Origin of the sequence: Pseudotabrizicola formosa (assembly GCF_002900965.1) — a bacterium.
GTDB lineage: Bacteria > Pseudomonadota > Alphaproteobacteria > Rhodobacterales > Rhodobacteraceae > Pseudotabrizicola > Pseudotabrizicola formosa.
Genome location: NZ_PJOM01000001.1, coordinates 305,530 through 330,691, shown reverse-complemented (window position 1 = coordinate 330,691; position 25,162 = coordinate 305,530). Strand labels below are relative to the sequence as shown.

Sequence of the window (25,162 nt, the reverse complement as noted above, 5' to 3'; positions counted from 1 at the left end):
GCCACCCACGGTCGGAGCGTAGCGCAGTCTGGTAGCGCACCTGCTTCGGGAGCAGGGGGTCGGAGGTTCGAATCCTCTCGCTCCGACCATGTCATTTCCCGGTTGATCTGCGGTTTCGACTCTGTGCTGAGGGCAGCGCATTGCGTCGATGGATGTCGTTTTGCCATGGGATGATCGGAAACCGTCTTGGCAGCGGCGGGTGGATCGCAAACAGTGTTGGCGGGGTGGCCTGAACGCCGGTGCGATGCAGGCCCGCCACTCATCCGTGACCCCTGAAAGGACCCTGAATGCTGACGATGACGCCCTTTGCCGAAATCGCCCTGCTGCTTGTCATGGCGGCGGTCATCGGTCTGGTCGGAACCCTTCTGCGCCAGCCGCTGATTGTCAGCTTTATCGCTGTGGGCCTGATCGCGGGACCATCGGCGCTCGATCTGGTGCATTCGGATGAACAGATCGAGCTTCTGTCGGAACTGGGCATTGCTGTTCTGCTGTTTCTGGTGGGGATCAAGCTGGATGTGAAACTGGTCCGTTCGCTGGGCGCGGTCTCGGTGCTCACCGGGCTGGGACAGGTCGCCTTTACCGCCTTCTTTGGCTATCTCATCGGTCTGGCCTTGGGTCTGGGCTCCGTGACCAGCCTTTACGTGGCCATTGCGCTGACATTTTCCTCGACCATCATCATCGTCAAACTGATGTCGGACAAGCGTGAGATCGACTCGCTGCACGGCCAGATCGCGCTGGGGTTCCTGATCGTGCAGGATCTGGTCGTGGTGCTTGCGATGATTGCCCTGTCGGCCATTGGCATCGGCGGAGCAGACGGGGGCGGCGGGTCCGTCGGCACAGTGCTGGCATCGGGTGTGGCGCTGGTGGTCGTGGTCATGGTCTTCGTGCGTTACATCGCCGATCCGCTGACCGAACGGTTGGCCAAAGCCCCGGAGCTTCTGGTGATCTTTGCCATCGCACTGGCGGCGCTGTTCGCGGCGGTGGGCGACGCCGTTGGCCTTGGCAAAGAGGTGGGCGGATTGATGGCCGGGGTGGCGCTTGCCTCGACCCCCTACCGCGAGACAATCGCGGCGCGGCTGGCACCGTTGCGCGATTTTCTGCTGCTGTTCTTTTTCATCGCCCTTGGTGCCACGCTGGATCTGTCACTTCTGGGCAGCCATGTCACAGGTGCCGTGGTCTTTTCGCTGTTCGTCCTGATCGGCAATCCGCTGATCGTGCTGGCGATCATGGGGGCCATGGGCTACCGCAAGCGCACCGGGTTTCTGGCTGGGCTGACCGTGGCGCAGATCAGCGAATTTTCATTGATCTTCGTGGCGATGGGGGTCAGCCTTGGCCATGTGCCCGACGATGCGCTTGGCCTCGTCACCATGGTCGGGCTGGTGACGATTGCGATGTCCACCTACATGATTACCTATTCCCACAAGCTCTACGCGGTGTTTGAACCCTTTCTCGGGGTGTTTGAGCGGAAGGGCACGCCACGCGAAACCGGCGACAGCGGCGCGCATAAGGCCAAGAAATTTGCGGTCATCCTGTTTGGTCTGGGCCGGTTTGGCACGGCTATCGGCCTTCGACTAAAGGCGCGTGGCGTCGCGGTACTGGGGGTGGATTTCAACCCGCAGGCGGTGAAGCGCTGGCGCGACCTCGGCCTGGACGCAGACTTCGGCGATGCCACCGACCCCGAGTTTCTGGCCGACCTGCCCTTGCGCGGGGCCGATTGGGCGGTGTCCACCGTGCCCGTTCACCTGACGGGCCTGAGCCACGAAGACATTCGCCGCACCCTGATTCAACTGACGCGGGCGGCGGGCTTTTCCGGCCGCATCGCCATGGCCTCGCACGGGCCGACGGAATCGCAGGTGCTGCTGGATGCCGGAGCCGATACCGTGCTGGAACCGTTTCAGGATGCCGCCGACCGCGCGGTAGAACTGCTGTCAGGGGCCGAAGCGGCAGAGCGCCCCAACATTCCCGAAATTTCGACGGAAGGGCGGGTCTGAGCCGCGGCTCAGCCCTCAACCTTCAGCACGATCTTGCCGGTATGGGCCGAGCTTTCCATTCGGGCATGCGCCTGTGCCGCCATTTCCAGCGGGAATTCGCTGTCCATCACCGGGGCCAGATGGCCGGCTGCGATCATCGGCCAGACATGGGTTTCCACCTCGCGCGCGATGCGGGCCTTGGCCGCATCCGATTGCGGGCGCAGGGTTGACCCGGTGATGGTCAGGCGGCGCATCATCACCTCGGCAAAGTTCAGCTCGATCTTCGGGCCTTGCAGAAAGGCGATCTGCACCAATCGGCCCTCATCGGCCAGCGTGCGGATGTTGCGCGGCAGATACGGCCCGCCGACCATATCAAGGATCAGGTCCGCGCCGCCCATCGCCTTGACCTCGGCCGCCCAATCCTCGGACTTGTAGTTGAAGGCGCGCTCGGCCCCCAGAGCCTCACAGGCCATCACTTTTTCAGCGCTGCCTGCGGTGGTGAACACCCGCGCGCCAAGAGCGCGGGCGATCTGAATGGCCGTGGTGCCGATGCCCGACCCCCCGCCATGCACCAAAAACCGCTCTCCCCCGCGCAAGCCCCCGCGCATGACCATGTTTGACCAGACGGTGAAACAGGTTTCCGGCAGGCAGGCGGCCTCTTTCAGACCCATGCCATCCGGCACCGGCAGGGCATGGGCCTCATGTGTGGTCACATATTCGGCATAGCCACCGCCGGGCAACAGGGCACAGACCCTGTCGCCGATGCTCCAGCGGGTGACATTCGGGCCCAGTTCCACCACGGTGCCCGACGCCTCCAGCCCCGGCAGGGGCGAAGCATTGGCAGGGGGCGCATAGAGCCCGGCGCGCTGCAGCGCATCGGGGCGGTTGACTCCGGCATAGGCCACGCGGATCACGATTTGCCCATGACCGGGCACCGGAACCGGCAGCGTGGCGGGCCGCAAGACGTCCGGCCCGCCGGGTTCAGTGATGTCAACGGCACGCATGGTATGGGACAGGGTCATCAGGTGCCTTTCAGCGGAAACGGTCCATCATCTTGCCCGGCAGGTCATCGGGAATGTCGGGCTTGCGGATCTTTTCCATCAGTTTCATCGGCCCGGCAAGCAAGGCTTTTGCGACCGGATTTTCGCGCAGCGCAGCCTTGGCCTTTTCGATGCTCATGACATTTTCGATCCGGCGGTCCAGAAACTCCCATGTTGCCTGATGGCCGGGGCTGTCGTCGCCCAGCCAGAACAGCACCGTAGCAGAATAGACCGCGGCCAGCGTCGCACGCTTGGTGTACCAGTTCACGTCACGGCTGGTATCTCCAAGCGCCGTCCAGATCGCATCCGACGTGCCCCAGATCGCACGGGCGCCATCGGCACTGTAGATCGGCAGCGCAAACAGGGTCGTCCCCCGGCGCACTGCCTCCTTGTCTTCCACCAGTTCCAGCCGCTGGCGCACGGCGGTTGCGATCCGGTCGCGGTACCGCAGCGCCGCAAGATCGGTCGTGGCCAACCGCGCGCGCATCAGCGCATCGCCGCGCCGGTGATAGGCCAGCGCCAGATCGACCCCGCCGCGCGGAAACAGCGACCGCGCCAGCGCCTCATGCACGCCCGACTCGGCAATCGCGGCACGCAGCGTGGTTTCGGACCAGCCGTCAAACGGCACATGCAGCATAGCGGCATCCAGAACCCGGTCTGCGGGGGTGGGTGTGGTCTCGGTCGTCATGTCGTCATCCTTTGCGTCATGGCGGTGGACAGGGATCAATGCCTTTGTTATAGCGCAGCCTGCCTGCACAAACAGTGCAACTCTAACCTAGGAAGGTGGTGACAACCACATGCAGGTCAGCGTCCGTGACAACAACGTTGAGCAAGCCCTCCGGGCCCTCAAGAAAAAGCTCCAGCGCGAAGGCGTGTTCCGCGAAATGAAGCTCAAGCAACATTTCGAGAAACCCTCCGTCAAAAAAGCGCGCGAGCAAGCCGAAGCCGTTCGCCGTGCGCGCAAGCTTGCGCGCAAAAAGGCATTGCGCGAAGGCGGCGTTTAAGTCGATCTTGGAATGCTGGGTGGGGGCTGTATGCCCCTGCCCCCCGATCAACCCCCGTCCGCAAGGCCGGGGGTTTTTCATTTTACGCGCTGCAAGGGCAAAACCTTGTCAATTCCGAACAGTCGCTGTGCACGGTCCTGACCTTTGCAAGCGCGGGGCGCGTGCTTAGCTGCGTTGCAGCACAAACCAAGGATACGACCATGACGTCAGACACCCTCTTTCGCCCCTTCACGCTCAAGGGCTTGACCCTGCCCAACCGCATCGTGATGGCTCCGATGACACGGGGCATGGCACCAGACGGGATCCCGGGCGTTGCGCAATCCGACTACTATCGCAAGCGCGCGCAAGGCGGTGTGGGGCTGATCCTGACCGAGGGGACCGTGATCAACCGCCCGGCCTCGCGCAACATGCCGGGCATTCCCTTCTTTCACGGCGAACAAGCGATGGCGGGCTGGGCTGATGTTGCCCGCGCCGTCCATGACGCAGGTGGCAAGATCGCCCCGCAGATCTGGCACACCGGGTCCACCCGTGGCGGCAAATGGGAGCCAGAAGCAGAGGTGGAAAGCCCGTCAGGTCTGGTTGGCCCCGGCGAACCTCGGGGCCAGGCCATGACCGAAGAAGACATCGCAGACACAATCGCCGCCTTTGCCGCTGCAGCAAAAGACGCGCAAACCGCAGGATTCGACGCGGTCGAACTGCATGGGGCCCATGGCTATCTGATCGACCAGTTTTTCTGGGACGGCACGAACACCCGCGACGACCGCTGGGGTGGGGCAACGATCGTCGAGAGGTCGCGCTTTGCTGCCGCGATCATCAAGGCCGTGCGCGAGGCCCTTGGTCCGGACTTCCCGCTGCTGTTGCGCGTGAGCCAGTGGAAACAGCAAGATTACTCTGCGCGGCTGGCAAACACGCCTGCCGAAATGGAAGCCTGGCTGGTGCCGCTGGTGCAGGCCGGGGTGGATATCCTGCATTGTTCGCAGCGCCGGTTCTGGCTTCCAGAGTTCCCGGAACTTGACGGTGACGAGGGTCTGAACTTTGCCGGCTGGGCGAAAAAGCTGACTGGTGCCGCAACCATCAGCGTCGGTTCAGTGGGGCTCAATTCCGATTTCGGCGGTGCGTTTGCCGGGGAAGCCTCGCAGAAAACCCCGTTGGACGGCCTGTACCGCCGAATGGAGCGCGACGAATTCGACCTGATTGCCGTGGGCCGCGCGCTGATTTCCGATGCGAACTGGGTGCGCAAGGTGCGCGAAGACCGCCCGCAGGACATGAAGGACTTCAACGCCGCAGATCTGGCCGTGCTGGCCTGACCGAGCAAAAGGCCGGTCCCGCATCGGGCGGGGTCGGCCTGCCGCTGCGCAGTCAGGCGGCAATGGCGGTTGTTTTCACCACGGTGCGCAGCGCGAAGGAGGATTGCATCTGCCGCACCCCGGGCAGGCGCGACAGGAATTGCCGGTGGATGCGGGCAAAATCCTCGGTATCCTCGGCCATGATTTTCAAAAGATAATCCGCAGACCCTGCCATCAGATGGCATTCCAGCAGATCGGGAACCCGTGCCACCTCGCGTTCAAATGCATCAAGCAGGTCTTCTGCCTGGCTTTGCAGGGTAATTTCCACAAACACAGTCGTCAGCCGGCCCATCTTGCGGGTGTCGAGCAGGGCGACATAGCCGGCGATATACCCTTCTTCTTCCAGTCGCTGGGTGCGACGGTGGCAGGCCGACGGCGACAGGTTCACCCGTTCTGACAGGTCGGCATTGGTGATACGGCCATCACGTTGCAGCACGTTCAGGATACGGCGGTCTGTTGCGTCCAGGTCCATGGCTGTGGTGGTTTCTTTCGCGACAATGAGAATATGCGAAGAATTCTACCACCATACATCCCTTCTGTCGCGGGAAATTCAAAGAACTGACGGGCAAACGGCGCGACACTGAAATGTATAATCACCAAAACAAACAGGGAGACATCATGAAAATCGGTTGCCCAAAAGAGATCAAACCACAGGAATTCCGCGTCGGAATGACGCCCGATGCCGTCCGTGACGCGGTCGCACATGGCCATTCGGTGCTGGTCGAAACCGGCGCGGGCCTTGGCGCAGGCTTTAGCGATGACGACTACACCGCGGCAGGTGCGCAGATCGCGCCGGATGCCGAGACGGTGTTTGCCGAGGCTGGCATGATCGTTAAGGTCAAGGAACCGCAAGCGGCAGAGCGCAAGCGCCTGCGCGAGGGGCAGGTGCTGTTCACCTATCTGCATCTGGCGCCTGACCCGGACCAGACCCGCGATCTGTTGGAGTCGGGCGTGACAGCGATTGCCTATGAAACCGTGACCGACCGGTCTGGTGGCCTGCCGCTGCTGGCGCCCATGTCCGAGGTTGCCGGGCGGCTGGCCCCGCAGGTGGGGGCATGGACGCTGCAAAAGGCCAATGGCGGGCGTGGGGTGCTGTTGGGGGGCGTGCCCGGCGTGCTGCCCGCGCGCGTGGTGGTGATCGGCGGCGGCGTTGTCGGCACGCATGCGGCACGGGTCGCAGCGGGGATGGGCGCAGATGTGGTGGTGCTGGACCGCTCGCTTGCCCGGATGCGCTATCTCGATGATGTGTTTGCGGGCGTGTTTCGCACTGCATATGCCAGTGGTGCGGCCACGGCCGCGGCGGTGGCCGAGGCGGATCTGGTGATCGGCGCGGTGCTGATCCCGGGGGCTGCGGCCCCGAAACTGGTCAGCCGGGCGCAGTTGGCCAGCATGAAACCGGGTGCGGCAATTGTCGATGTGGCGATTGATCAGGGCGGCTGTTTTGAAACCAGCCGCGCCACAACGCATCAGGACCCGATCTATGAAGTGGATGGAATCATGCACTATTGTGTGGCCAACATGCCGGGGGCGGTTGCCCGCACCTCGACGCTGGCACTGGGCAATGCCACCCTGCCCTTCCTGCTTGCGCTGGCGGACAAGGGCTGGAAGGCCGCCTGCGCCGATGACCCGCACCTGAAAGCCGGGCTGAACACCCATGCCGGACAGCTGACCTACCGGGCGGTGGGTGAGGCGCTTGGTCTGGCATCGATCAGCGCCGATGAAGCACTAAGCCGTTGATACCAAAGGCCCCTGCTGCCGCAGGGGCCTTGCCTTTTCTTGATCAGACACTGCGCTGTTGCAGGGTGTCGCGGATCTCTTTGAGCACATCCAGCTCGGTCGGGCCGGGGGGGGCGGCGGCGGCTTCTTCGGCCTTTTCGCGGCGGACCACCTGGGCCTTGAGGCGGTTCACCGCCTTGACCAGCAGGAACACCACCCAGGCGATGATCAAGAAGTTGATGATGGCGGTGATGAAGGCGCCATAGGCGAAGACCGGCACGCCAGCCTCTTTGGCGGCGGCGAGGGAAACCGGATCTGTGCCAGACAAGTCTATGTAAAGATTAGAAAAATCCACGCCGCCGGTGATCAGGCCGATGATCGGGTTGATCAGATCGGCCACCAGTGAATTGACGATCGCCGTGAAGGCCGCCCCGATGATGATGCCAACCGCCAGGTCAACCACATTACCTTTGGCAATGAAGGCTTTGAATTCATTTAACATAGTCACGTATCCCCTTTTGCCAGCCGCCCTGCCGGTGGCTTGCCTGATCCCCATGCGCGCCTTTGCGCCGCCTGCTTATGCCACAGGCTGGTGCCGTTTCGCAGGGGGAAAAATGCACGGCGGCATCCTGTAACGGTCAGGTATGATCCACGTATGGTTTACGTATGGCTTGTGTATGGCTTACGGCAGGCTGCGGACCATGCTGACGGCGCGGGAAAAGCCGAAGACATGGCGCAGCGGCCCGAGCGTTTCGCTGCGAAACGCGGCGAAGCCCAGACGTTCATACAAGGCCCGGGCGCGGATGTTGGTGTCGATCACCTCGAGCCGGATGGCGGGGTAGCCCCGCCGGACCGCCTCGGCGATCAGTGCGGCCACCAGAACGGTGCCAACCCCCCGCCCGCGCTGGTCGGGCGCAACGCAGAGGCCGTCAATCAGAAACCGTTCGTTATCGACATCGGTCTGCAACAAGCGCAGCAGGCTGCCGCGCCAGACAGCCCCGACGCGGCCATAGACCGCCTGCAGATCCGGCACGGCCCCGCCCGCGAAACTGCCCTGCGCCGATTTGAACCCGGCGATGCCCAGCAGATCACCGTCATCCGACAGCGCGCAGATGCAATGATCGGCCCGCATCACCCGCAGCAAGAACGCATGCGCCCGCGGCTCTGGCCCCATCACCCGGCCCAGCTTGCCGCCAAAGGCCTGCCAATAGAGATCCGCCGCCTGCGATTTCAAGTGCTCGGGGAGGCCAAGACTGACATGCACCGGTTTGTCCCTTTTCACGCGCGTTCAAAATGCCTAAGCCGTGGGAGACGCCCGGTAAAGGCCAAAGCATGACTCCCATCCGATCTCCGTTTCTGCGCGGCTGTCTGGCCTCGGCCCCTTTCGTGATTGTCGTGATCCCCTTTGCCCTGCTGTTTGGCGTGGTGGCCACCGAGGCCGGGCTGAACCTGCTGCAGGTGATGCTGTTTTCCTTCAGTGTTTTCGCGGGGGCGTCGCAATTTGCCGCGGTGCAGCTGATGCAGGATCAGGCGCCGGTGCTGGTGGTGCTGGCCACCTCGCTTGCGGTCAATCTGCGGATGGTGATGTATTCGGTGGCGATGGCCCCGCACCTGGGCGCGGCCCCCTTTGGCACGCGGGCCTTGATGGCGTATTTTCTGGTGGACCAGAGCTTTGCCGCCAGCCAGCTGGAGTTTGAGCGCCGTCCCGATCAGCCGCTGGCCGACAAGGTGGCGTTCTTTTTCGGCACGGTCACTCCGGTTGCCCCGACGTGGTTTGCCGCCACCTTTGCCGGGGCGGTGGTGGGGGAGACGATTCCCCCGGAATATGCGCTGGATTTTGCGGTGCCGATCACCTTTCTGGCAATCTGTGCGCCGATGCTGCGCAGCGTTCCGCATGTGGTGGCGGCGGCGGTTTCCATTCTGGCGGCGCTGCTGCTGGCAGGGCTGCCCTATGGCACCGGGCTGTTGCTGGCCGCCGTGCTGGCGATGGCGGCAGGCGCCGGGGCCGAGGTGGTGCTGAGCCGGAAAGGCAGGGCCCATGCAGATTGATCCGGCCACTTTCTGGATCGTGCTGCCGGTGCTGGCGATCGGCACCTATCTGATCCGGCTGTCGTTTCTGGGCGTGCTGGGCAGCCAGCCCTTGCCTGCGGGCTTGCGCCGCGCGCTGCGCTATACGGCGGTGGCCATTCTGCCCGGGCTGGTGGCGCCTGCGGTGCTGTGGCCTGCCGCCACCGGCGGCGAGACCGACCCGGCCCGGCTGGCGGCGGCCTGTGTGACGCTGCTGGTGGGGATTGTCACCCGCAGCGTGATCGGGGCCATCCTTGCCGGTGGCGTCACGCTCTATGCGGTGTTGTGGGTCTAGCGGGGCGGGTGTCTGACCGGGGACCGGTCAGACGCGGCGCTGTCACTCAGGCATCGGGGCCTGCGCGGCCTGGACCATCAGCACACCGTGATTGTCATCGGCATCCGAATCCGTGATCGTGCGGCTGGTGACGCCGGGCAGTTTGCCGAAGGCGTCCATCAGCTTGGCCGGATACCAGGTGGAGGGCAGCGATTCAAAGCCCGGCACATCGCTGAGGATGGCCGAGATCGATCTGGTGCATTGCGCCTTGGGCACTGAGCCATAGGCCTTGGCCCGCTGCATCACCAGTTCCGCCACCCCCGGCGAGACGACGACGGTCTGTTCCACCACGTCAAAGGTTTCGCGGGCGTGGTAGTCGATGTAGAAACTGACCATTCTGGGCGTGACGCCGAAGTGGACATCGTTCCGCTCTGGCACGGCCGGATGATACCAGGTGCCGGCCGGGTCGAACATGATGCGCTCTGATCCGTTGATCATCAGCCCGGAATGCGCGCCAGAACCGTCGCGCGTGGCCAGCACCGTGAACAGGGTGACCGTCGGTGGCCCGTCATGCACATAGCGCGCTTGCGCCACAGCCTCGTCAGTGGCCCATTTGGGCTCGGTTGCGCAGGCCGCAAGGGACAGCACCGCCACAAGGGCGAGGATCAGGCGAAGCATGAATGTAAGCCTTTCAGGCGTTGACCAGAGCCATGAAGACCAGAATGCCGATGCTGATGCAGGTGCCCCAGGTCACCAGACGGATGAACCCGGCAAAGGTCTTTTCCTGCGCGGTGGTATCCATGCTGCCATGTTTGTGTTCGGCCATGATGCGTCATCCTTCAAAGGTCTTTGCCCGCTGATAGCCGATTCAACGGCCCCTGTCACGGGGCGGGATAGTCGATAAACCTGACTGTGATCTGCAAAATTTATGCGGCTAGTGGCGCAGTCAGACCCTGTGCCACAGCCAGGCCCCATCGGGGGACAGGGCGCGCGACACCCGGCCCTGATGCAGCAGGTGATTCAGATGCGCCACCGATTCGACCAGCGCCATGCCATAGGCCGGGCCGGTGATGTCGCGTTTGAACAACGGGATGAAGCAGTCGGCGGCGGTGTGGGGCGTGGCGAGGTGATCGGCCAGACGGTCGAGCGCGCCACTATGGTTGTCGATCATCTGGACCAGGCGCAGCGGCAGGCCGGTGAAGGGCAGTTTGTGACCGGGCAGCACCAGTTGGTTGTCTTGCGCCAGGGGCTGAAACCGGCGGCAGCTGGCCAGCCAGTCGGCCAGCGGGTCAGCCTCGGGTTCGGTGGGGTAGACGCCGATATTGGCGGAAATGCCGGGCAAGAGCTGATCGCCGCCCAGGATCAGATCGCCCGACCAGAAGGTGGCATGATCGGGCGCATGGCCGGAGCCAAAGCGGATGGTCCAGTCGCGCCCGGCCATGCGGATCGTGCCGCCATCGGCCAGTGGGGCAAAGCCCAGCGGCAGCGGGTCCACCACATCGCAGAAATTGAACGGGCGCTGCGTGGCGCGTTCGGCCAGCATGGCGGCGGGCATGCCGGCGCGCCGGTAGAATTGCATCGCCTCTGGCCCCGGCAGGGATTGCACGTCAAGGGTCAGCATCCGGGCATAGAGCCAGGCGGTGCGCGGCATCAAAAGCTGCGCGCCCTGCGCCTGAAACCAGCCGGCCAGCCCCACATGATCGGGGTGATGATGGGTGACGATGACCCGGCGCACCGGACGGCCGCGCAGCGGGCCATCCAGCAGCGCTTGCCAGATCGCGCGGCTGCGGGTGCTGGCCATGCCGGTGTCGATGATGGTCCAGCCGTCGCCATCGTCCAGCGCGTAGACATTGACGTGGTCGAGCACCATCGGCAGTGGCAGGCGCATCCACAGGATGCCGGGGGCGACTTCGGTCGCCTGGCCTTCGGCGGGGGCGTCGGGGAACGGGTGGCGGATGCCGGCGCTGGGGTCTGCGAGCGTCATGCCGCGAAGTCTTCGGGACTCAGCGCATAGAGATCCGTGGCGCCGATCCGGGTCTGGGCCAGCAGGCCGGCATGTTCGGGCAGCAGCCGTTTGATTGCCACCCGCGCCAGCGCGGTGCGCGGGCCGCTGCCCTCGGCCAAGGCAGCCTTGAGGTGGAAATGCGCGCCCAGGACCAGCGCAAAGGCGCGCAGATAGGGCACGGCCCCGGCGAAGCGGTCGGTCAGATCCTGTGCCAGCAGCGCCTCAGTCGCCTCGCGCAGCGATTCGCAGGCCTGCCAGACATCTTCGGCCAGATCAGGCAGGGCGGCGCGGGCCGCCTGTGCCCCCATCTCGATCTCGCGGATCAGAAGGAAGGCGGCCTCGCCATTGTCGGCCATCTTGCGGGCCACGAGGTCCATGGCCTGAATGCCGTTGGTGCCTTCATAGATCGGGGTGATGCGGGCATCGCGCAGGAATTGCGCGGCCCCGGTTTCCTCGATGAACCCCATGCCGCCATGGATCTGCACCCCTTCGGACGCGACCGCGACGCCGATATCGGTGCCGTAGGCCTTGGCGATGGGCGTCAAAAAGGCGGCGCGGGCCTTCCAGACCGCCTCGCCGGTGGCATGGCCCATGTCGATGGCCACGGCGCAGGACAGGCCGATGGCGCGGGCGGAAAACACCTGCGCCTTCATGGTGGCCAGCATCCGGCGCACATCGGCATGGCCGATGATGCTGGGGATGGCCGGATCGGCGGTGCGGCCCTGCGCCCTCGTCATCGCATAGTCATAGGCCTGCTGATAGGCCGCTTCGGCCACGCCCACGCCTTGCAGCCCAACGCCAAGGCGGGCGTTGTTCATCATGGTGAACATCGCGGCCATGCCCTTGTGCGGCGCCCCCACCAGCCAGCCCTTGGCGCCATCAAACTGCATCACGCAGGTCGGGCTGCCGTGGATGCCCAGCTTGTGCTCCAGACTGACGACCGACAGCGTGTTGCGCGGGCCGGGGTTGCCATCCGCATCGGGCAGGAGTTTCGGCACCAGAAACAGGCTGATGCCAGCGGTGCCGGGGGCAGCATCCGGCAGGCGGGCCAGCACCAGATGGATGGTATTGGCCTGAAAATCGCTATCCCCCCAAGTGATGTAGATTTTCTGACCACTGATCGCGTAAGAACCATCGCCATTGGGTTCCGCCTTGGCCCGCAGCGCACCCACATCTGACCCGGCCTGTGGTTCGGTCAGGTTCATCGTACCGTTCCAATCGCCGGAAATCAGTTTCGGCAGATAGGTGGCTTTCAGATCCTCACTGGCGTGATGCTCCAGCGCCTCGATCTGGCCCTGGGTCAGGAGAGGGTTGAGTTGCAGCGACAGGCAGGCACCGGAAAACATGTCATTGACCGCGCTGGCCAGGGTCAGCGGCAGGCCCATGCCGCCATGATCGGCCCCGGCGGTGATGGCGACCCAGCCACCCTCGGCGAGGGCGCGATAGGCCTCGGCATAGCCGGGCGAGGTGCGGACGACCCCGTTTTCCAGCCGCGCCGGATGCTTGTCACCCGCGCGGTTGACCGAGGCCAGCACCTCGGACGCCAGACGGCCCGCCTCGGTCAGCACCGCCTCCACCGTTTCCGGCGTGGCTTCGGCAAAGCGGTCGGTGGCCGCGACCTGCGCGAAACCCACGACATGATCCATCAGGAAGCGCAGGTCGGACAGGGGGGCGCGGTAGGGCATCGGAACCTCGGAACTGGGTGGCTGGCTTGGCAAAGGCCAAGGGTAAGGGTATGGCGTTGCGCATAGGTTAGCTGCGGTGGCCAACCTCTCAAGCCCTACGCTGCGTCACATGACACCAGATACGCAAGACCTGATGCCTTCTGAAGAAGGCCTGGCCCGCGCCGCCGATATTTTGCGGGCGGGCGGGCTGGTGGCCATGCCGACCGAAACGGTCTACGGGCTGGCGGGGGATGCAAGGAACAATCTGGCGGTGGCGCGGATCTTTGCCGCCAAGGCACGGCCCAGGTTCAACCCGCTGATTGCGCATGTGACCGGGGTAGAAATGGCCGAAACGCTGGCCGTGTTTGACGACCGGGCGCGCGCGGTGGCGGCGGCGTTCTGGCCCGGCGCGCTGACGCTGGTGCTGCCCCTGCGCGCCGATGCCGGGCTGTCACCGCTGGTGACGGCCAGGCTGGACACGGTGGCGATCCGCTGTCCGGCGCATGCCGTGGCGCAGGCGCTGTTGAAGGCCTTTGGCGGGCCACTGGCCGCGCCGTCGGCCAACCCGTCAGGCCGGGTGTCGCCGACGCGGGCCGATCATGTGCGCCAAGGGCTGGCGGGGCGCATTGAGGCGGTCTTGGACGGCGGGCCTTGTGCGGTGGGGATCGAATCGACGATTCTGGGGCTGGACGGCGCGCCGGTGCTGCTGCGCCCCGGCGGCATTCCGGTTGAGGCGCTGGAGGCGATGCTGGGGCCGATTGTCACCGGCGGCGACGCGCATAAGCCCAATGCGCCGGGACAATTGGCCAGCCATTACGCGCCCGAGGCCGGGGTACGGCTGGGGGTGACAGGCCCGATGCCGGGTGAGGTCTGGGTGGGCTTTGGCCCCGGCTGTGCGGGGGCGGATCTGTCGCTGTCGCCTGTGGGCGATCTGGTCGAGGCGGCGGCAACCCTGTTTCAGGCCCTGCGCGAGGCGGATGATCTGGCCGGTCCTGGCGGGCGGATTGCCTTTGCGCCGGTGCCGGAGTCCGGCCTTGGCCGCGCGATCAATGACCGGCTGCGGCGGGCGGCGGCGCCCCGGCCACACCAGCAACCTTAATCGAAAACGCCCATCACCCGGCCAAACAGCATGAAGGCGCGGGCGGTGCGGGTATCGGCCAGATCGGCGATTTCGGCATCGGTGGCATTCTTTTCGAACTGCTGGAACATCCGGTCAAAGGTGCGCAGGAAATGGTGGCCCGCGTCGCGGAACACCGGATCTTCGCGCATCCGCCCCGCGGTCAGCGCCAGCGACGAACGGTCGCGCACGCCGCCGATGGCGGCAATGCCGCGCCCGCGTTCACCTGCGGCAAAGCGGCGCCACAGTTCTGGCCGGGCGCGGTCGGGGCGCAGGTCATCCATATAGATGCCTTCCTGGGACATCAGCGTCAGCACATCCTGTGCCGCCCGGATCAGTTTGGCCACGTCCCGGTCTTCCAGCGCCAGGCGCAGGGCGCGAAAGCCGTCGCGGTCTTCGGGGTTTTCGGGAAATTGCAGGGCGCGGATGAAATCGGCCACCGACAAGGGCGGGCGCAGGGCATCGGCAGGCGTGCCAAGCGCAAGGCCGGGCTGTTCTTCGGCAGGCGAGGCGGCACGCGGCGGGACCAGCGCAGCCTTGCGATCGGCAGAGGGCTGGGTCAGCCCGGCATCGCGCCGGGATGCGAACGCGGCCGGCGTGGTATCGGCAGGGCGGGCGTCATCGGGCCGTTTCTCTGCGCTTGCGCGCAGGGCGGCGGCGGCCGTCTGCTGGCTGCTGATATAGGCGTTGCGCATGGCATCGACCGAAGCCTGCAGCCGCGCCGCCTCGGCCCGCAGCGCGCGGACCGAGCGCAGCGTGGTGACCGCCGCCCAGATCAGGGCCAGCGGCAGGAACACCACCAGAAGCGTCATCACCAACCCCAGCGTGCCGATGCCTTCGGCCGAGGTCATCACATAGAGGACCACCGCTGCCACCCAGACCAGCGCCAGTGCCGAGGCCATGATCTCGGTCAGGGAGAAACCCGGCTCATCGCGCAGGGCAAAGGCCACCGGGTCACTGGGTTTGTCGGCACTGTCGGGCATTGTCGCCTCAATCCGTTCCGGGAGTTCAGATGCAGGGCTCAGATATAGCGGATGCTGAGCACTTCATAGCTGCGGTCACCGCCGGGGGTCTTCACCTCGACGCTGTCGCCTTCTTCCTTGCCGATCAGCGCGCGGGCCAAGGGCGAGCGGATGTTCAGCAGGCCGCGTTCGATATCGGCCTCGGTCTCGCCCACGATCTGGTATTTCTTTTCCTCATCGGTGTCTTCATCCACCAGAACCACCGTGGCCCCGAACTTGATGGAGCCGGAGAGTTTGGTCGGGTCGATCACCTCGGCCAGCGACAGGATGCCTTCCAGCTCCTTGATGCGGCCCTCGATGAAGGACTGCTTTTCCCGGGCGGAATGGTATTCGGCGTTTTCCGACAGATCGCCGTGTTCACGGGCTTCGGCAATGGCGCGGATCACGGCCGGGCGCTCCACCGATTTGAGGAGTTTGAGCTCTTCATCCAGAGCATCATACCCACCGCGGGTCATCGGGATCTTTTCCATCGTCATCTTCCACGAAAAGGGAGGCCACGGCCCCTGTGGGGGGCCATGGCCCGTCACGCATTGACCGATACCCAAGCGGATGGCGGCATGAATTGCAAGGGGGCATGGCGCACAGAGGCGCCGGCATGTCGCCCCCGGACCAGAAAGCCGCCTGGCGGGAGGACATAAAATTGCGGCAATGCGGCATTGCGGAACCGTGATGTTGCGTTACGGTTGACCCCATGTCTGCCATCGGGCAATGACGAAGCCAGCAAAATCAACAGATCAGACACCGGCCTGCCCGGCGAGCGGAGACCTTAGGATGAGCCAGATCGCACGAGAGAAGATGGAGTATGACGTGGTCATCGTGGGCGCAGGCCCGGCGGGCCTGTCGGCGGCGATCCGCTTGAAGCAGCTGGATGCCGATCTTTCGGTGGTGGTGCTGGAAAAGGGCTCAGAGGTCGGTGCGCATATCCTGTCGGGGGCGGTGCTGGACCCGTCGGGGCTGGATGCGCTGCTGCCTGACTGGCGCAGCAGGGGCGCGCCGATCAAGACGCTGGTGAAAGAGGATAATTTCTACCTGCTGGGGCCTGCCGGGCAGATCCGCATTCCGAACTTTCCGATGCCGCCGCTGATGAACAACCACGGCAATTACATCGTGTCGATGGCCAATGTCTGCCGCTGGATGGCGGGCGTGGCCGAAGGGCTGGGGGTGGAGATTTTCCCCGGCATGTCCTGCAGCGAACTGGTGTTCGACGGGGACCGCGTGGCCGGGGTGGTCGCAGGCGAATTCGGGCGTGACCCGGCGACGGGCGCGCCGGGGCCGAGCTATGAGCCGGGGATGGAACTGCACGGCAAATATGTGTTTCTGTCCGAAGGCGTGCGCGGGTCGCTGGCCAAGCAGGTGATGGACCGCTACGATCTGTCCAAAGGCCATTGCCCGCAGAAATTCGGCCTTGGCATGAAGGAAATCTGGGAGATTGACCCGGCCAAGCACCGGGAAGGCACGGTGACCCATACGATGGGCTGGCCGCTGGGCAAGAATGCGGGCGGCGGGTCGTTCATCTATCATCTGGAAAACAATCAAGTCTATGTCGGGTTTGTGGTGCATCTGAACTACGAAAACCCGCATCTCTACCCGTATATGGAATTCCAGCGTTTCAAGCATCATCCGATGGTGGCCGAGCTGCTGGCGGGCGGCAAACGCGTGGCTTATGGCGCGCGGGCGATTTCCGAAGGCGGCTATCAGTCGATGCCAAAGATGGTGGCCCCCGGTGTGGCGCTCTTGGGCTGTTCGGTTGGCATGGTCAACGTGCCGCGCATCAAGGGCAACCACAATGCCATGCTGTCGGGCAAAGCGGCGGCAGAGGCGGCCCATGCGGCGATCAAGGCCGGGCGTGCGGGGGATGAGCTGACCGCCTACGAGTCGGATGTGCGCGGCGGGGCCATTGGTGCCGACCTGAAAAAAGTGCGCAATGTCAAACCTCTGTGGTCGAAATACGGCCTGATCGCCAGCCTGATGGGCGGGGGTCTGGACATGTGGACCAATACGCTTGGCTTTTCGCTGTTCGGCACGCTCAAACACGGCAAATCCGATGCCGCCGCCACCGGTCTGGCAAAGGATTTCGCGCCGATCGACTATCCGCGCCCCGATGGCAAGCTGTCCTTCGACCGGCTGACCAATGTGGCCTACAGCTTTACCAACCATGATGAAGCGCAGCCGTCGCATCTGAAGCTGAAAGACCCGTCGGTGCCGATTGCGGTCAACCTGCCGAAATATGCCGAACCGGCGCAGCGCTATTGTCCGGCGGGCGTGTATGAGGTGGTCGCTGAAGACGGCAAAGAGCCGCGGTTCGTGATCAACTTTCAGAACTGCGTGCATTGCAAGACCTGCGACATCAAGGACCCGTCCCAGAACATCGTCTGGACCACGCCGCAGGGCGCGGGCGGGCCGAATTACCCCAATATGTGAGGCAAGCCATGAACGGGCCGGGGCGGGCAGAGATTCTGGCCTTCATCGAAGCCCGTTCGGGCCGGCGGCTGACCCGCCTGCAAGAGGCCGATGTGCTGGCGGCACTGGATGCGGATGGCGCCATGGCCGCCGCCTTCATGGAGCATTTCGCGGCAGAGTTCGGCGTGGACCTGACCGGCTATGAACCCCGGTTCCATCACCGTGACGCTGCCACCGTGTTGCGCCCCGGTTGGCCCTTTGCACCGCCACAACTGTTTGGCGTGCGCCTTCCGGTGGCGGTCAGCACGCTGGTGCAGGCAGCGCAGACGGGGCGCTGGCCGATGGCCTATCCGGTGCTGACCCCGGCCCCGTCGCGGCAATGGCTCAACGTGCCGCTGATCCTGATCGGGTTGCCGGTTCTGGCCGCGGCGGGCATTGCCGTGCTGCGTCTGCTCTGACATTTGCGCGATCATCGCCTGAACCGGCCCCCTGCCATTGCCAGCGGCAAGGCCGACCGCTAGCTTTGCGGCGTCGATCTTATGAAAAGTGCCCCAATGACCCATGCCTTGCCGCCCCGTCTGACCGCCCTTGTGCTGGCGGCCCTGATTTCCGTGCAGCCGGGCACGCTGACCGCGCAGACCGAAGCCGCCGCGCCGGACCCCGCGGTGCAGAGGCTGGAACCGGGCGATGCCGGGGCCTATCTCGCGGCGCGGTCTGCAGCGGTGCAAAGCGATTTCCGCGCCGGGGCGCGCTGGTTTGCCCGGGCGCTGGAAAGCGACCCGGACAATCTGGGCCTGCTGGAAGGGGCGATCCTGTCTTATACCGGGGTGGGTGATCTTGCGGCAGCGGCGGGTGCGGCAGCGCGTCTGACCGAATTGGGGGGCCGCAGCATCGGCGCCAATATCGCCCTGCTGGTCCGCGACGTGCAGGCCGAAGACTATGATGCGGTGCTCGCCCTGCCCGACACCCGCCGGATCGGCAATCTGCTGGATGATCTGACCCGCGCCTGGGCCGAATTCGGCAAGGGCCGCATGTCCGAAGCGGTGGCGGCCTTTGATACGATTGCGGCAACCAACGGGCTGAAGGCCTTTGGGCTGTATCACAAGGCGCTGGCGCTGGCGGCCGTGGGCGATTTCGAAAGCGCGGATGACATTCTGTCGGGCCGGGCCGAAGGGCCGCTGGTGGTCAACCGCCGGGGCATCATCGCCCATATCCAGATTCTGAGCCAGCTGGAGCAATTCGACGAGGCGCTGGCGCTGTTGGAACGCGGCTTTGGCACCGAACCGGAACCTGAACTGCTTGTCTTGCGCCGCGCGCTGGAAGCGGGCACGCCGCTGGCCTTTGATGTCGTGCGCAGCGCCAAGGAGGGCATTGCCGAGGTGTTCTTTTCCGTGGCCCTTGCGCTGAACGGGGAGGCTGAAAATGGCTATACCCTGCTCTATGCGCGTGCGGCCCTTGACCTGAACCCCGCCCATACCGAGGCGCTGCTGTTGTCGGCGGGTCTGCTGGAACTGCTGGATCAGCCCGAACTGGCCGGCGAAACCTATGCGCTGCTGGCCCCGGATCACCCCAGCTTTCACGCGGCAGAGATCGGGCGGTCGGCCACCCTGTTTGCGCGCGACCAGCCGGATGAGGCGGTTGCGGTGCTTGAGGCGCTGGCACAAAGCCGTCCGGACCTGCTGATGGTGCAAATGGCCTATGGCGATGCGCTGCGCCGGGTGGAGCGGTTCGAGGACTCGGCCTTGGCCTATGATGCCGCCGTGGCGCTGGTGTCCGAGCCGCAGGACCGGCACTGGGGCCTGTTCTATTCCCGCGCCATCTCGCATGAACGCTCGGGCCAGTGGGACAAGGCCGAAGCGGGGTTCCGCAAGGCGCTGGAGCTGAACCCCGATCAGCCGCAGGTGCTCAACTACCTGGGCTACAGCTTTGTCGACCGGGGCGAGAACCTGGAAGAGGCGCTTGGCATGATCGAGCGCGCGGTCGCCGCCCGCCCGGATGCGGGCTATATCATCGACAGCCTGGCCTGGGCCTATTTCCGCCTGGGTCGCTATGACGAGGCGCTTGCCCCGATGGAACGCGCCAGCCTGTTGGAACCGATCGATCCGGTGGTGACGGACCATCTGGGCGATGTCTATTGGGCGGTGGGGCGACAGCTGGAAGCGCGGTTCCAGTGGCGGCGCGCCCTGTCCTTCGACCCGGTGGAGAAAGATGCCACCCGCATCCGCCGCAAGCTGGAGATCGGGCTGGATGCCGTGCTGGCCGAAGAGGGCGCGCCCTCCCTGCAAGCGGTGGCGAATGGCAACTGACCTGCGCCTTGCGCATCCTGACCGCACGATCACCGAATTCGCGCCCGCCAAGATCAACCTGACCCTGCATGTCACCGGGCAGCGGGCCGATGGCTATCACCTGCTCGATTCGCTGGTGGTGTTTGCCGATGTGGGGGATGTGGTGTCGGTGCGCGCGGCAGAGGGGTTGGGGCTGACCATCACCGGGCCGCAGGCGGCGGTGCTGCCGGTGAGCGACGACAATCTGGTGCTGCGGGCGGCGCGGCTGATGCAGGGTCAAGCGGCCATCACGCTGGAAAAGGCCCTGCCGGTGTCATCCGGCATTGGCGGCGGATCGGCGGATGCGGCGGCCACCCTGCGCGCGCTGGCGCGGCTGATGGACCGGCCCCTGCCCGAGGGCCGCGACGTGCTGGGCCTGGGGGCCGATGTTCCGGTCTGCCTGCAGGGCCGTGCGGTGCGGATGCAGGGCGTGGGCGAGGATCTGACCCCGGTGCCGGATCTGCCGCAGGCCTGGCTGGTGCTGGTCAATCCGGGGGTGGCCCTGGCCACGCCTGCGGTGTTTCGCGGCGTGTCGCGCAAGACGAACCCGCCGATGCCGCCGCAGCTGCCGCCTTTCCCCGATGGTGCAGCACTTGCCGCCTTTTTGCAGACCCTGCGCAACGATATGGAAGAGGCCGCAACCGGGCTTGCCCCGGTGATCGGGGCCGTCAGATCGGCCCTGTCGGCCCAGCCGGGATGCGTCATCGCGCGGATGTCGGGGTCAGGGGCCACCTGCTTTGGCCTGTTCGCCGATGAGGCGCAGGCCCGCGCCGCCGCCCAGAGGATTCGGGCCGCGCAGCCCGGATGGTGGGTGGCCCCGGCGCGGATGCTCAGCTGATCCGTTCCACCACGTAATCGGCCAGATCGGCCAGCATGTCGCGCAGGTCATGCGGGGGCAGTGCCTCCAGCGCCCCGCGTGCCTTGGCGGCCCAGGCCAGTGCATCCTGACGCGCCGCCTCCATCGTGCCGTGGCGGGCCATGATTGCGCGGGCGTGGTCCAGATCGCCCTCGCGCTGGTCGCCCGCCTCGATCACCCGTTCCCAGAACGCGCGCTCTTCCGCCGTGGCCCGCGCCACTGCCTTGATCACCGGCAGGGTCAGCTTGCGTTCGCGGAAATCGTCGCCGGTGTTCTTGCCGATGGCGGCCTCGGTGCCGCCGTAATCCAGCAGGTCATCGACGATCTGGAACGCAATCCCCAAGGCATCGCCATAGTCATACAACGCCCGCACCTGTGCGGGGCCGGCCCCGGCGATCACGCCGCCGACTTCGGTCGCGGCAGAAAACAGCGCCGCCGTCTTGCCACGCACCACCTTGAGGTAAATGCCTTCATCGGTGCGCAGATCCTGCGCGGCGGTCAGCTGCAAGACCTCGCCTTCCGCAATCACCGCCGACGCATTGGACAGGATCGCCAGCACCCGCATGTTGCCGGTTTCAGTCATCAGCTGAAAGCTGCGGGCAAACAGATAGTCGCCCACCAGCACGCTGGATTTGTTGTCCCACAAAAGGTTGGCCGTGGGCCGCCCGCGCCGCTGGCTGCTTTCGTCCACCACATCATCATGCAGCAGGGTTGCGGTGTGGATGAATTCCACCGTTGCCGCCAGATGCACATGGAACGGCCCGTCATAGCCGCACAGTCGCGCCGCGGCGAGCGTCAGCATCGGGCGCAACCGCTTGCCGCCCGCCTCGATCAGATGCGCCGTCACCTGAGGAATCCGGGGGGCATGTTCACTGGCCATCCGGTCGCGGATCAGCAGATTGACGGCCTCCATATCGCCTGCCAGCCATGCAGACAGCCGTTCCTGCGGCTTTTGCGGTGTCTGCTGTGCTGCACTGTGATCCAAACTCATCCCCTGCCTGCTCCACTCTCGCCTTTTCGCAGAAAAGGCCATAACTCTGGGCTCATGAAAGAACTTTTGCGCACGACGGATGTCACGGTGATCGCCTATGCACAGGCCCTGCTTCAGGGCGAGGGTATAGCGACCTTTGAAATGGACGTCCACATGAGCATCCTTGATGGCAGCCTTGGCATATTGCCGCGCCGGTTGATGGTGCGCGATGCCGATCTGTTCATCGCCCGCAGCGTGCTGCGCGACAATGACATCGACCTTGGGTTTTAGGACACGGGCCCACCATGTTTGACGATGCCGACCTGACCGATGACAAGTTCCTGTGCGGCAAGCTGACCCTGTTGCAACCGGCCAGGGGATACCGCGCGGCGACCGATCCGGTGCTTCTGGCCGCCGCCTGCCCCGCCCGGGCAGGGGAGCGGGTGCTGGACATCGGCTGCGGGGTGGGGGCGGCGTCCTTGTGCCTTGGCGCGCGGGTGCCCGGCGCACAGCTCTGGGGGTTGGAGGTGCAGCCCGGCTATGCCGCGCTTGCCCGGCGCAATGCGGCGCGCAACGGCATTGCCATGCAGGTGCATGACGGCGATCTGGCGCAGATGCCGGCGGCGCTGCGCATGGATTTCGACCATGTGATCATGAACCCGCCCTATTACCCGCCGGCCGGCACAAGGTCACCGGTGCCCGAACGCGCCCGCGCCATGCAGGTAGACCTGCCGCTGGGCGACTGGGTGCTGGCGGGGGCGCGCAGGCTGGCCCCGGGGGGCTGGCTGACGCTGATCTGCGGCACCGACGGGCTGCCCGCCGTGCTGGCGGGCATGGCGAAACTGGGGTCGATCGCGGTGCTGCCGCTGGCCCCGCGGGCGGGGCGCACCGCGCTGCGCATCATCGTTCAGGCGCGCAAGGGCGGGCGTGGCCCGTTCCGCCTGCTGGCCCCGCTGGTCCTTCATGCCGGCCCGGCCCATACCGGCGACCGCGAGAGTTACACGCCAGAGGCGAGCGCTGTTTTGCGCAGCGGAAGCGATCTTCTGGCGCATTTTCGCTGAATGCTTTTCAAATGCTGCTGTGCAGCGGTCGATTTAGGGCGACACGACTCGGGTCTTGTGATGCAATCGTCATACTTGAACCGACCAAAGGAGGGTTAAGATGACCGTTGCTTCGCACCTGCAGGAACTGCGCCGCAAGCATGAACACCTCTCGGAAATCGTGGAGCGCGAGCAGCGCAGTCCGGCAACGGATGCCCTGAAGATCGCTGATCTGAAAAAGCAGAAAATGAAGCTGAAGGAAGAAATCGTCCGGCTTGCGCAAGCCTAGCAGGCCACCCACAGGTTTGCCCTAGGGCCTTGGCGCGGTGGCGCTTGCACGCGCCGCCAGCGCAGCCCCCCCGGCGATCAACAGCGCTGCCACCCCAATGACGGGGGTGGCAGGCGTAACGCCCGCCCCAACAAGCGCCAGCGTTGACAACAAGGGTGCCGCATAAGAGGCAACACCCAGCATCTGGATGTCCCCCTTTTTCATGCCGATATCCCAGGTGAAAAACGCAGCCCCCACCGGCCCGAGGCCAAGCGCCAGAACCGCCAGCCAGCCGAGGTTTGTCGCAGGCCACACCGTTTCTTCCAACGCCAGATGCGCCACCAGCGACAGGGCGGCAGTGGCCAGACAGAACACCGTCACACTTTCGGTCGGCACCTTGCCCAGACGCCGCGACAGCACAGAATACCCCGCCCAAGTCACGGCGCAGGCAAAGCCCAGCGCAAGACCAGGGGCCGAGGCCCCGGTCAGATCAACCCCGCCGCGCAGCACGATCAGCGCCGCACCGGCAAAGGCCACCAGCGCGCCGAGAATGTGTTGCGTGCGCAAACGCTCCCCCGGCAGCAGGCCGGAAAACAGCACGATGAACAGCGGCCACAGATAGGCGATCAGCCCGGTTTCCGCCGTGGGCGCGATGCGAAACGCCGTGAAATACAGGGCGTGATAGCCAAAAAGGCCCAAGGTGCCAAAGGCATAGACCTTCCACGACACTTGCCGCAACACCGCAAACCCGCGCCGCGCGGTCCAGATCAGGCCAATCCCGCCGCCAATGCCAAAACACAGCGCGTTGAGCAGAAACGGCGGCACCGGGGCGGAGCCGATGGTGAACAGCGCCAGCAAGGCCCACATCAGCACGGCGGAAAACCCGATGGCGGTGGCCCTGCCCTGTGTCATCTGACGCCTCTTGCCTGTGTCAACCGGCGCAGACCAGACGCCAGCGACAGCGCAAGGTCAAGCCCGGCATTGCGTCTTGCGGGCAGCGGCCTTGCGCAAACTGCATGGCCTTGGCACTTGCAAATCTTTGATCGGACAGGCATTTTTACAGGCAGGGAGGACATGTCCATAAAGGGAATGTCCGATGTCGGAACGCTCAGTCAAACTCGATCATGATGCGATCATGCGCGAAGCCCGTGCCTTGCGGGCACAGGCCATTGCAGACATGATGCGCAGCCTCATCACCTTCTTCCGCCGCAAGCCAGCGGGCAGCATGGCGAAAGCCTGACAGAACAGGGCCGCCCCATAAGGGACGGCCCTTTCCTTGTCACGCCACCCGGTCAGACGAAATACTGGCCGCCATTCGCGGTGATGGTGGCACCGGTGATGAAACCTGCATCCTCGGCCGCCAGAAACACCACGCAGCGCGCGATTTCTTCGGGCTCGCCCAGACGGCCGACCGGAATCTGCGGGATGATCCGCTCGTTCAGCACCTTTTCGTCAATCGCCCGCACCATTTCGGTGCCGATATAGCCGGGGCAGATGGCATTGACCGTAATCCCGGCACGCGCGCCTTCTTGGGCCAGCGCCTTGGTAAAGCCCAGATCGCCCGATTTTGCGGCGGAATAATTGGCCTGCCCGGCCTGTCCCTTTTGCCCGTTGATCGAGGAAATGCTGATCACCCGGCCAAATTTGCGGTCGCGCATGCCCGACCACAGCGGATGGGTCATGTTGAACAATCCGCTCAGGTTGGTGTCGATCACCTCTTTCCACTGGGCGGGGGTCATCTTGTGGAACATCGCATCGCGGGTGATGCCGGCGTTGTTCACCAGCACGTCGATCGGACCAAGATCGGCCTCCACCTGCTTGATACCGGCGGCGCAGGCGTCGTAATCGGCAACGGACCATTTATAGGTCGGAATCCCTGTCTCTGCGGTAAAGGCCTTGGCCGCCTCTTCATTGCCGGCGTAATTCGCGGCAACGGTGTAGCCTGCGGCTTTCAGCGCCACGGAAATTGCCGCGCCAATCCCGCGCGAGCCCCCCGTAACCAATGCAACACGAGCCATGGTATCCTCCCTCATCTGGCGTTTGTTGAAATATTTGTATAGCTTAGCAAAAAGGCGCGCA

General features: G+C 64.9%; 29 protein-coding genes and 1 tRNA gene. 16 read left to right on the top strand and 14 right to left on the bottom strand.

The window, feature by feature from the left end; all coding sequences use genetic code 11:
• The first annotated feature begins 12 nt into the window (after positions 1 to 12).
• A tRNA-Pro gene (locus CXR43_RS01680) sits at positions 13 to 89 on the top strand.
• 198 nt (positions 90 to 287) lie between these two features.
• On the top strand, positions 288 to 1,991 hold the full coding sequence (locus CXR43_RS01675; protein WP_103332309.1) for a cation:proton antiporter: 1,704 nt from the start codon (positions 288 to 290) through the stop codon (positions 1,989 to 1,991).
• Positions 1,992 to 1,999: 8 nt separating this feature from the next.
• Here CXR43_RS01675 and CXR43_RS01670 read toward each other — a convergent pair whose 3' ends face one another.
• Positions 2,000 to 2,992, bottom strand: coding sequence for an NAD(P)H-quinone oxidoreductase (locus CXR43_RS01670; RefSeq protein WP_103332308.1), 993 nt, complete (start codon positions 2,990 to 2,992; stop codon positions 2,000 to 2,002).
• 10 nt (positions 2,993 to 3,002) lie between these two features.
• Entirely contained in the window at positions 3,003 to 3,698 is a 696-nt protein-coding gene (locus CXR43_RS01665; protein WP_103332307.1) for a COQ9 family protein, read from the bottom strand.
• A gap of 109 nt (positions 3,699 to 3,807) precedes the next feature.
• On the opposite strand from CXR43_RS01665, the gene rpsU reads away from it, so the two are divergent.
• The gene (gene rpsU, locus CXR43_RS01660) at positions 3,808 to 4,014 is read left to right on the top strand and encodes a 30S ribosomal protein S21 (RefSeq protein WP_100196301.1); all 207 of its coding nucleotides are present in this window, start codon (positions 3,808 to 3,810) and stop codon (positions 4,012 to 4,014) included.
• 200 nt (positions 4,015 to 4,214) lie between these two features.
• Positions 4,215 to 5,321, top strand: a complete 1,107-nt coding sequence (locus tag CXR43_RS01655; protein ID WP_103332306.1) for an NADH:flavin oxidoreductase — start codon at positions 4,215 to 4,217, stop codon at positions 5,319 to 5,321.
• Positions 5,322 to 5,373: 52 nt separating this feature from the next.
• Here CXR43_RS01655 and CXR43_RS01650 read toward each other — a convergent pair whose 3' ends face one another.
• Positions 5,374 to 5,832 carry an Lrp/AsnC family transcriptional regulator gene (locus tag CXR43_RS01650; RefSeq protein ID WP_103332305.1) on the bottom strand — a complete coding sequence of 153 codons (459 nt, stop codon included), beginning with the start codon at positions 5,830 to 5,832 and terminating at the stop codon, positions 5,374 to 5,376.
• A 146-nt stretch (positions 5,833 to 5,978) separates the two neighbouring features.
• Here CXR43_RS01650 and ald point away from each other — a divergent pair, with 146 nt between their 5' ends.
• Positions 5,979 to 7,097 carry an alanine dehydrogenase gene (gene ald / locus CXR43_RS01645; protein ID WP_103332754.1) on the top strand — a complete coding sequence of 373 codons (1,119 nt, stop codon included), beginning with the start codon at positions 5,979 to 5,981 and terminating at the stop codon, positions 7,095 to 7,097.
• Between the two features lie 43 nt (positions 7,098 to 7,140).
• On the opposite strand, the gene mscL is transcribed toward ald, so the two are convergent.
• Positions 7,141 to 7,584 carry a large conductance mechanosensitive channel protein MscL gene (mscL, locus tag CXR43_RS01640; protein WP_290426950.1) on the bottom strand — a complete coding sequence of 148 codons (444 nt, stop codon included), beginning with the start codon at positions 7,582 to 7,584 and terminating at the stop codon, positions 7,141 to 7,143.
• Positions 7,585 to 7,758: 174 nt separating this feature from the next.
• Positions 7,759 to 8,340, bottom strand: a complete 582-nt coding sequence (locus CXR43_RS01635) for a GNAT family N-acetyltransferase (protein ID WP_246831245.1) — start codon at positions 8,338 to 8,340, stop codon at positions 7,759 to 7,761.
• Positions 8,341 to 8,408: 68 nt separating this feature from the next.
• On the opposite strand from CXR43_RS01635, the gene CXR43_RS01630 reads away from it, so the two are divergent.
• Together CXR43_RS01630 and CXR43_RS01625 are read left to right on the top strand one after the other, a co-directional pair.
• On the top strand, positions 8,409 to 9,125 hold the full coding sequence (locus tag CXR43_RS01630) for an AzlC family ABC transporter permease (RefSeq protein WP_103332303.1): 717 nt from the start codon (positions 8,409 to 8,411) through the stop codon (positions 9,123 to 9,125).
• A complete protein-coding gene (locus CXR43_RS01625) occupies positions 9,115 to 9,438 on the top strand; it encodes an AzlD domain-containing protein (protein WP_103332302.1) in 324 nt (107 codons plus the stop codon). Before CXR43_RS01630 ends, CXR43_RS01625 begins: the two co-directional genes overlap by 11 nt.
• A 42-nt stretch (positions 9,439 to 9,480) precedes the next feature.
• Here CXR43_RS01625 and CXR43_RS01620 read toward each other — a convergent pair whose 3' ends face one another.
• The 4 genes from CXR43_RS01620 to CXR43_RS01605 form a co-directional block, all read right to left on the bottom strand.
• Complete coding sequence (locus tag CXR43_RS01620; RefSeq protein WP_103332301.1) at positions 9,481 to 10,095, bottom strand: hypothetical protein; 615 nt, start codon at positions 10,093 to 10,095, stop codon at positions 9,481 to 9,483.
• Positions 10,096 to 10,108: 13 nt separating this feature from the next.
• Positions 10,109 to 10,243, bottom strand: a complete 135-nt coding sequence (locus tag CXR43_RS01615) for an aa3-type cytochrome c oxidase subunit IV (protein WP_103332300.1) — start codon at positions 10,241 to 10,243, stop codon at positions 10,109 to 10,111.
• A gap of 120 nt (positions 10,244 to 10,363) precedes the next feature.
• Positions 10,364 to 11,401: an MBL fold metallo-hydrolase gene (locus CXR43_RS01610; RefSeq protein ID WP_103332299.1), complete on the bottom strand. Its 1,038-nt coding sequence runs from the start codon at positions 11,399 to 11,401 to the stop codon at positions 10,364 to 10,366.
• Positions 11,398 to 13,107, bottom strand: a complete 1,710-nt coding sequence (locus CXR43_RS01605; protein WP_103332298.1) for an acyl-CoA dehydrogenase — start codon at positions 13,105 to 13,107, stop codon at positions 11,398 to 11,400. The genes CXR43_RS01610 and CXR43_RS01605 overlap by 4 nt, the downstream gene beginning before the upstream one ends.
• Positions 13,108 to 13,240: 133 nt before the next feature.
• Between CXR43_RS01605 and CXR43_RS01600 the strand changes: the two genes are divergently transcribed.
• Positions 13,241 to 14,185: an L-threonylcarbamoyladenylate synthase gene (locus tag CXR43_RS01600; RefSeq protein ID WP_435530777.1), complete on the top strand. Its 945-nt coding sequence runs from the start codon at positions 13,241 to 13,243 to the stop codon at positions 14,183 to 14,185.
• Here the strand turns inward: CXR43_RS01600 and CXR43_RS01595 are convergent.
• Both CXR43_RS01595 and greA read right to left on the bottom strand, forming a co-directional pair.
• The gene (locus tag CXR43_RS01595) at positions 14,182 to 15,186 is read right to left on the bottom strand and encodes a hypothetical protein (protein WP_103332296.1); all 1,005 of its coding nucleotides are present in this window, start codon (positions 15,184 to 15,186) and stop codon (positions 14,182 to 14,184) included. The two genes, CXR43_RS01600 and CXR43_RS01595, sit on opposite strands and share 4 nt — an antisense overlap.
• 38 nt (positions 15,187 to 15,224) lie before the next feature.
• On the bottom strand, positions 15,225 to 15,695 hold the full coding sequence (gene greA / locus CXR43_RS01590; protein WP_103332295.1) for a transcription elongation factor GreA: 471 nt from the start codon (positions 15,693 to 15,695) through the stop codon (positions 15,225 to 15,227).
• 301 nt (positions 15,696 to 15,996) lie between these two features.
• On the opposite strand from greA, the gene CXR43_RS01585 reads away from it, so the two are divergent.
• The 4 genes from CXR43_RS01585 (at position 15,997) to CXR43_RS01570 (ending at position 20,787) form a co-directional block, all read left to right on the top strand.
• Positions 15,997 to 17,646, top strand: coding sequence for an electron transfer flavoprotein-ubiquinone oxidoreductase (locus CXR43_RS01585; RefSeq protein ID WP_103332294.1), 1,650 nt, complete (start codon positions 15,997 to 15,999; stop codon positions 17,644 to 17,646).
• An 8-nt stretch (positions 17,647 to 17,654) separates the two neighbouring features.
• On the top strand, positions 17,655 to 18,083 hold the full coding sequence (locus CXR43_RS01580; RefSeq protein WP_103332293.1) for a hypothetical protein: 429 nt from the start codon (positions 17,655 to 17,657) through the stop codon (positions 18,081 to 18,083).
• A 96-nt stretch (positions 18,084 to 18,179) separates the two neighbouring features.
• Positions 18,180 to 19,931 (top strand): tetratricopeptide repeat protein, encoded by a 1,752-nt coding sequence (locus CXR43_RS01575; protein ID WP_103332292.1) that lies wholly within the window; start codon positions 18,180 to 18,182, stop codon positions 19,929 to 19,931.
• A gap of 28 nt (positions 19,932 to 19,959) precedes the next feature.
• A complete protein-coding gene (locus CXR43_RS01570) occupies positions 19,960 to 20,787 on the top strand; it encodes a 4-(cytidine 5'-diphospho)-2-C-methyl-D-erythritol kinase (protein WP_103332752.1) in 828 nt (275 codons plus the stop codon).
• Here the strand turns inward: CXR43_RS01570 and CXR43_RS01565 are convergent.
• Entirely contained in the window at positions 20,780 to 21,796 is a 1,017-nt protein-coding gene (locus tag CXR43_RS01565) for a polyprenyl synthetase family protein (protein ID WP_103332291.1), read from the bottom strand. The genes CXR43_RS01570 and CXR43_RS01565 overlap by 8 nt on opposite strands.
• A 54-nt stretch (positions 21,797 to 21,850) precedes the next feature.
• Between CXR43_RS01565 and CXR43_RS01560 the strand changes: the two genes are divergently transcribed.
• From CXR43_RS01560 to CXR43_RS01550, 3 genes are all read left to right on the top strand, one after another.
• The gene (locus tag CXR43_RS01560; RefSeq protein WP_103332290.1) at positions 21,851 to 22,066 is read left to right on the top strand and encodes a putative signal transducing protein; all 216 of its coding nucleotides are present in this window, start codon (positions 21,851 to 21,853) and stop codon (positions 22,064 to 22,066) included.
• A 14-nt stretch (positions 22,067 to 22,080) separates the two neighbouring features.
• Positions 22,081 to 22,836, top strand: coding sequence for a tRNA1(Val) (adenine(37)-N6)-methyltransferase (locus CXR43_RS01555; RefSeq protein WP_103332289.1), 756 nt, complete (start codon positions 22,081 to 22,083; stop codon positions 22,834 to 22,836).
• 100 nt (positions 22,837 to 22,936) lie between these two features.
• The gene (locus tag CXR43_RS01550; RefSeq protein ID WP_103332288.1) at positions 22,937 to 23,104 is read left to right on the top strand and encodes a YdcH family protein; all 168 of its coding nucleotides are present in this window, start codon (positions 22,937 to 22,939) and stop codon (positions 23,102 to 23,104) included.
• Between the two features lie 21 nt (positions 23,105 to 23,125).
• Here the strand turns inward: CXR43_RS01550 and yddG are convergent, their stop codons facing one another.
• On the bottom strand, positions 23,126 to 23,995 hold the full coding sequence (gene yddG, locus CXR43_RS01545) for an aromatic amino acid exporter YddG (protein WP_103332287.1): 870 nt from the start codon (positions 23,993 to 23,995) through the stop codon (positions 23,126 to 23,128).
• Between the two features lie 184 nt (positions 23,996 to 24,179).
• On the opposite strand from yddG, the gene CXR43_RS17810 reads away from it, so the two are divergent.
• On the top strand, positions 24,180 to 24,323 hold the full coding sequence (locus tag CXR43_RS17810; protein ID WP_168219721.1) for an RSP_7527 family protein: 144 nt from the start codon (positions 24,180 to 24,182) through the stop codon (positions 24,321 to 24,323).
• Between the two features lie 52 nt (positions 24,324 to 24,375).
• Here the strand turns inward: CXR43_RS17810 and CXR43_RS01540 are convergent, their stop codons facing one another.
• The gene (locus tag CXR43_RS01540) at positions 24,376 to 25,101 is read right to left on the bottom strand and encodes a beta-ketoacyl-ACP reductase (protein ID WP_103332286.1); all 726 of its coding nucleotides are present in this window, start codon (positions 25,099 to 25,101) and stop codon (positions 24,376 to 24,378) included.
• Positions 25,102 to 25,162 lie beyond the last annotated feature (61 nt).

What these genes read in the sequence shown, in the direction of transcription:
- CXR43_RS01600 (WP_435530777.1), top strand. Translation starts at nt 13,241, where the DNA reads ATGCCTTCTGAAGAAGGCCTGGCCCGCGCCGCCGATATTTTGCGGGCG.
- CXR43_RS01575 (WP_103332292.1), top strand. Translation starts at nt 18,180, where the DNA reads ATGACCCATGCCTTGCCGCCCCGTCTGACCGCCCTTGTGCTGGCGGCC.
- CXR43_RS01650 (WP_103332305.1), bottom strand. Translation starts at nt 5,832, where the DNA reads ATGGACCTGGACGCAACAGACCGCCGTATCCTGAACGTGCTGCAACGT.
- CXR43_RS01585 (WP_103332294.1), top strand. Translation starts at nt 15,997, where the DNA reads ATGAGCCAGATCGCACGAGAGAAGATGGAGTATGACGTGGTCATCGTG.
- CXR43_RS01565 (WP_103332291.1), bottom strand. Translation starts at nt 21,796, where the DNA reads ATGAGTTTGGATCACAGTGCAGCACAGCAGACACCGCAAAAGCCGCAG.
- CXR43_RS01555 (WP_103332289.1), top strand. Translation starts at nt 22,081, where the DNA reads ATGTTTGACGATGCCGACCTGACCGATGACAAGTTCCTGTGCGGCAAG.
- CXR43_RS01540 (WP_103332286.1), bottom strand. Translation starts at nt 25,101, where the DNA reads ATGGCTCGTGTTGCATTGGTTACGGGGGGCTCGCGCGGGATTGGCGCG.
- rpsU (WP_100196301.1), top strand. Translation starts at nt 3,808, where the DNA reads ATGCAGGTCAGCGTCCGTGACAACAACGTTGAGCAAGCCCTCCGGGCC.
- CXR43_RS01560 (WP_103332290.1), top strand. Translation starts at nt 21,851, where the DNA reads ATGAAAGAACTTTTGCGCACGACGGATGTCACGGTGATCGCCTATGCA.
- greA (WP_103332295.1), bottom strand. Translation starts at nt 15,695, where the DNA reads ATGGAAAAGATCCCGATGACCCGCGGTGGGTATGATGCTCTGGATGAA.
- ald (WP_103332754.1), top strand. Translation starts at nt 5,979, where the DNA reads ATGAAAATCGGTTGCCCAAAAGAGATCAAACCACAGGAATTCCGCGTC.
- CXR43_RS01630 (WP_103332303.1), top strand. Translation starts at nt 8,409, where the DNA reads ATGACTCCCATCCGATCTCCGTTTCTGCGCGGCTGTCTGGCCTCGGCC.
- CXR43_RS01625 (WP_103332302.1), top strand. Translation starts at nt 9,115, where the DNA reads ATGCAGATTGATCCGGCCACTTTCTGGATCGTGCTGCCGGTGCTGGCG.
- CXR43_RS01605 (WP_103332298.1), bottom strand. Translation starts at nt 13,107, where the DNA reads ATGCCCTACCGCGCCCCCCTGTCCGACCTGCGCTTCCTGATGGATCAT.
- CXR43_RS01610 (WP_103332299.1), bottom strand. Translation starts at nt 11,401, where the DNA reads ATGACGCTCGCAGACCCCAGCGCCGGCATCCGCCACCCGTTCCCCGAC.
- CXR43_RS01550 (WP_103332288.1), top strand. Translation starts at nt 22,937, where the DNA reads ATGACCGTTGCTTCGCACCTGCAGGAACTGCGCCGCAAGCATGAACAC.
- yddG (WP_103332287.1), bottom strand. Translation starts at nt 23,995, where the DNA reads ATGACACAGGGCAGGGCCACCGCCATCGGGTTTTCCGCCGTGCTGATG.
- CXR43_RS01580 (WP_103332293.1), top strand. Translation starts at nt 17,655, where the DNA reads ATGAACGGGCCGGGGCGGGCAGAGATTCTGGCCTTCATCGAAGCCCGT.
- CXR43_RS01675 (WP_103332309.1), top strand. Translation starts at nt 288, where the DNA reads ATGCTGACGATGACGCCCTTTGCCGAAATCGCCCTGCTGCTTGTCATG.
- CXR43_RS01670 (WP_103332308.1), bottom strand. Translation starts at nt 2,992, where the DNA reads ATGACCCTGTCCCATACCATGCGTGCCGTTGACATCACTGAACCCGGC.
- CXR43_RS01665 (WP_103332307.1), bottom strand. Translation starts at nt 3,698, where the DNA reads ATGACGACCGAGACCACACCCACCCCCGCAGACCGGGTTCTGGATGCC.
- CXR43_RS01620 (WP_103332301.1), bottom strand. Translation starts at nt 10,095, where the DNA reads ATGCTTCGCCTGATCCTCGCCCTTGTGGCGGTGCTGTCCCTTGCGGCC.
- CXR43_RS01595 (WP_103332296.1), bottom strand. Translation starts at nt 15,186, where the DNA reads ATGCCCGACAGTGCCGACAAACCCAGTGACCCGGTGGCCTTTGCCCTG.
- CXR43_RS17810 (WP_168219721.1), top strand. Translation starts at nt 24,180, where the DNA reads ATGTCGGAACGCTCAGTCAAACTCGATCATGATGCGATCATGCGCGAA.
- CXR43_RS01655 (WP_103332306.1), top strand. Translation starts at nt 4,215, where the DNA reads ATGACGTCAGACACCCTCTTTCGCCCCTTCACGCTCAAGGGCTTGACC.
- CXR43_RS01615 (WP_103332300.1), bottom strand. Translation starts at nt 10,243, where the DNA reads ATGGCCGAACACAAACATGGCAGCATGGATACCACCGCGCAGGAAAAG.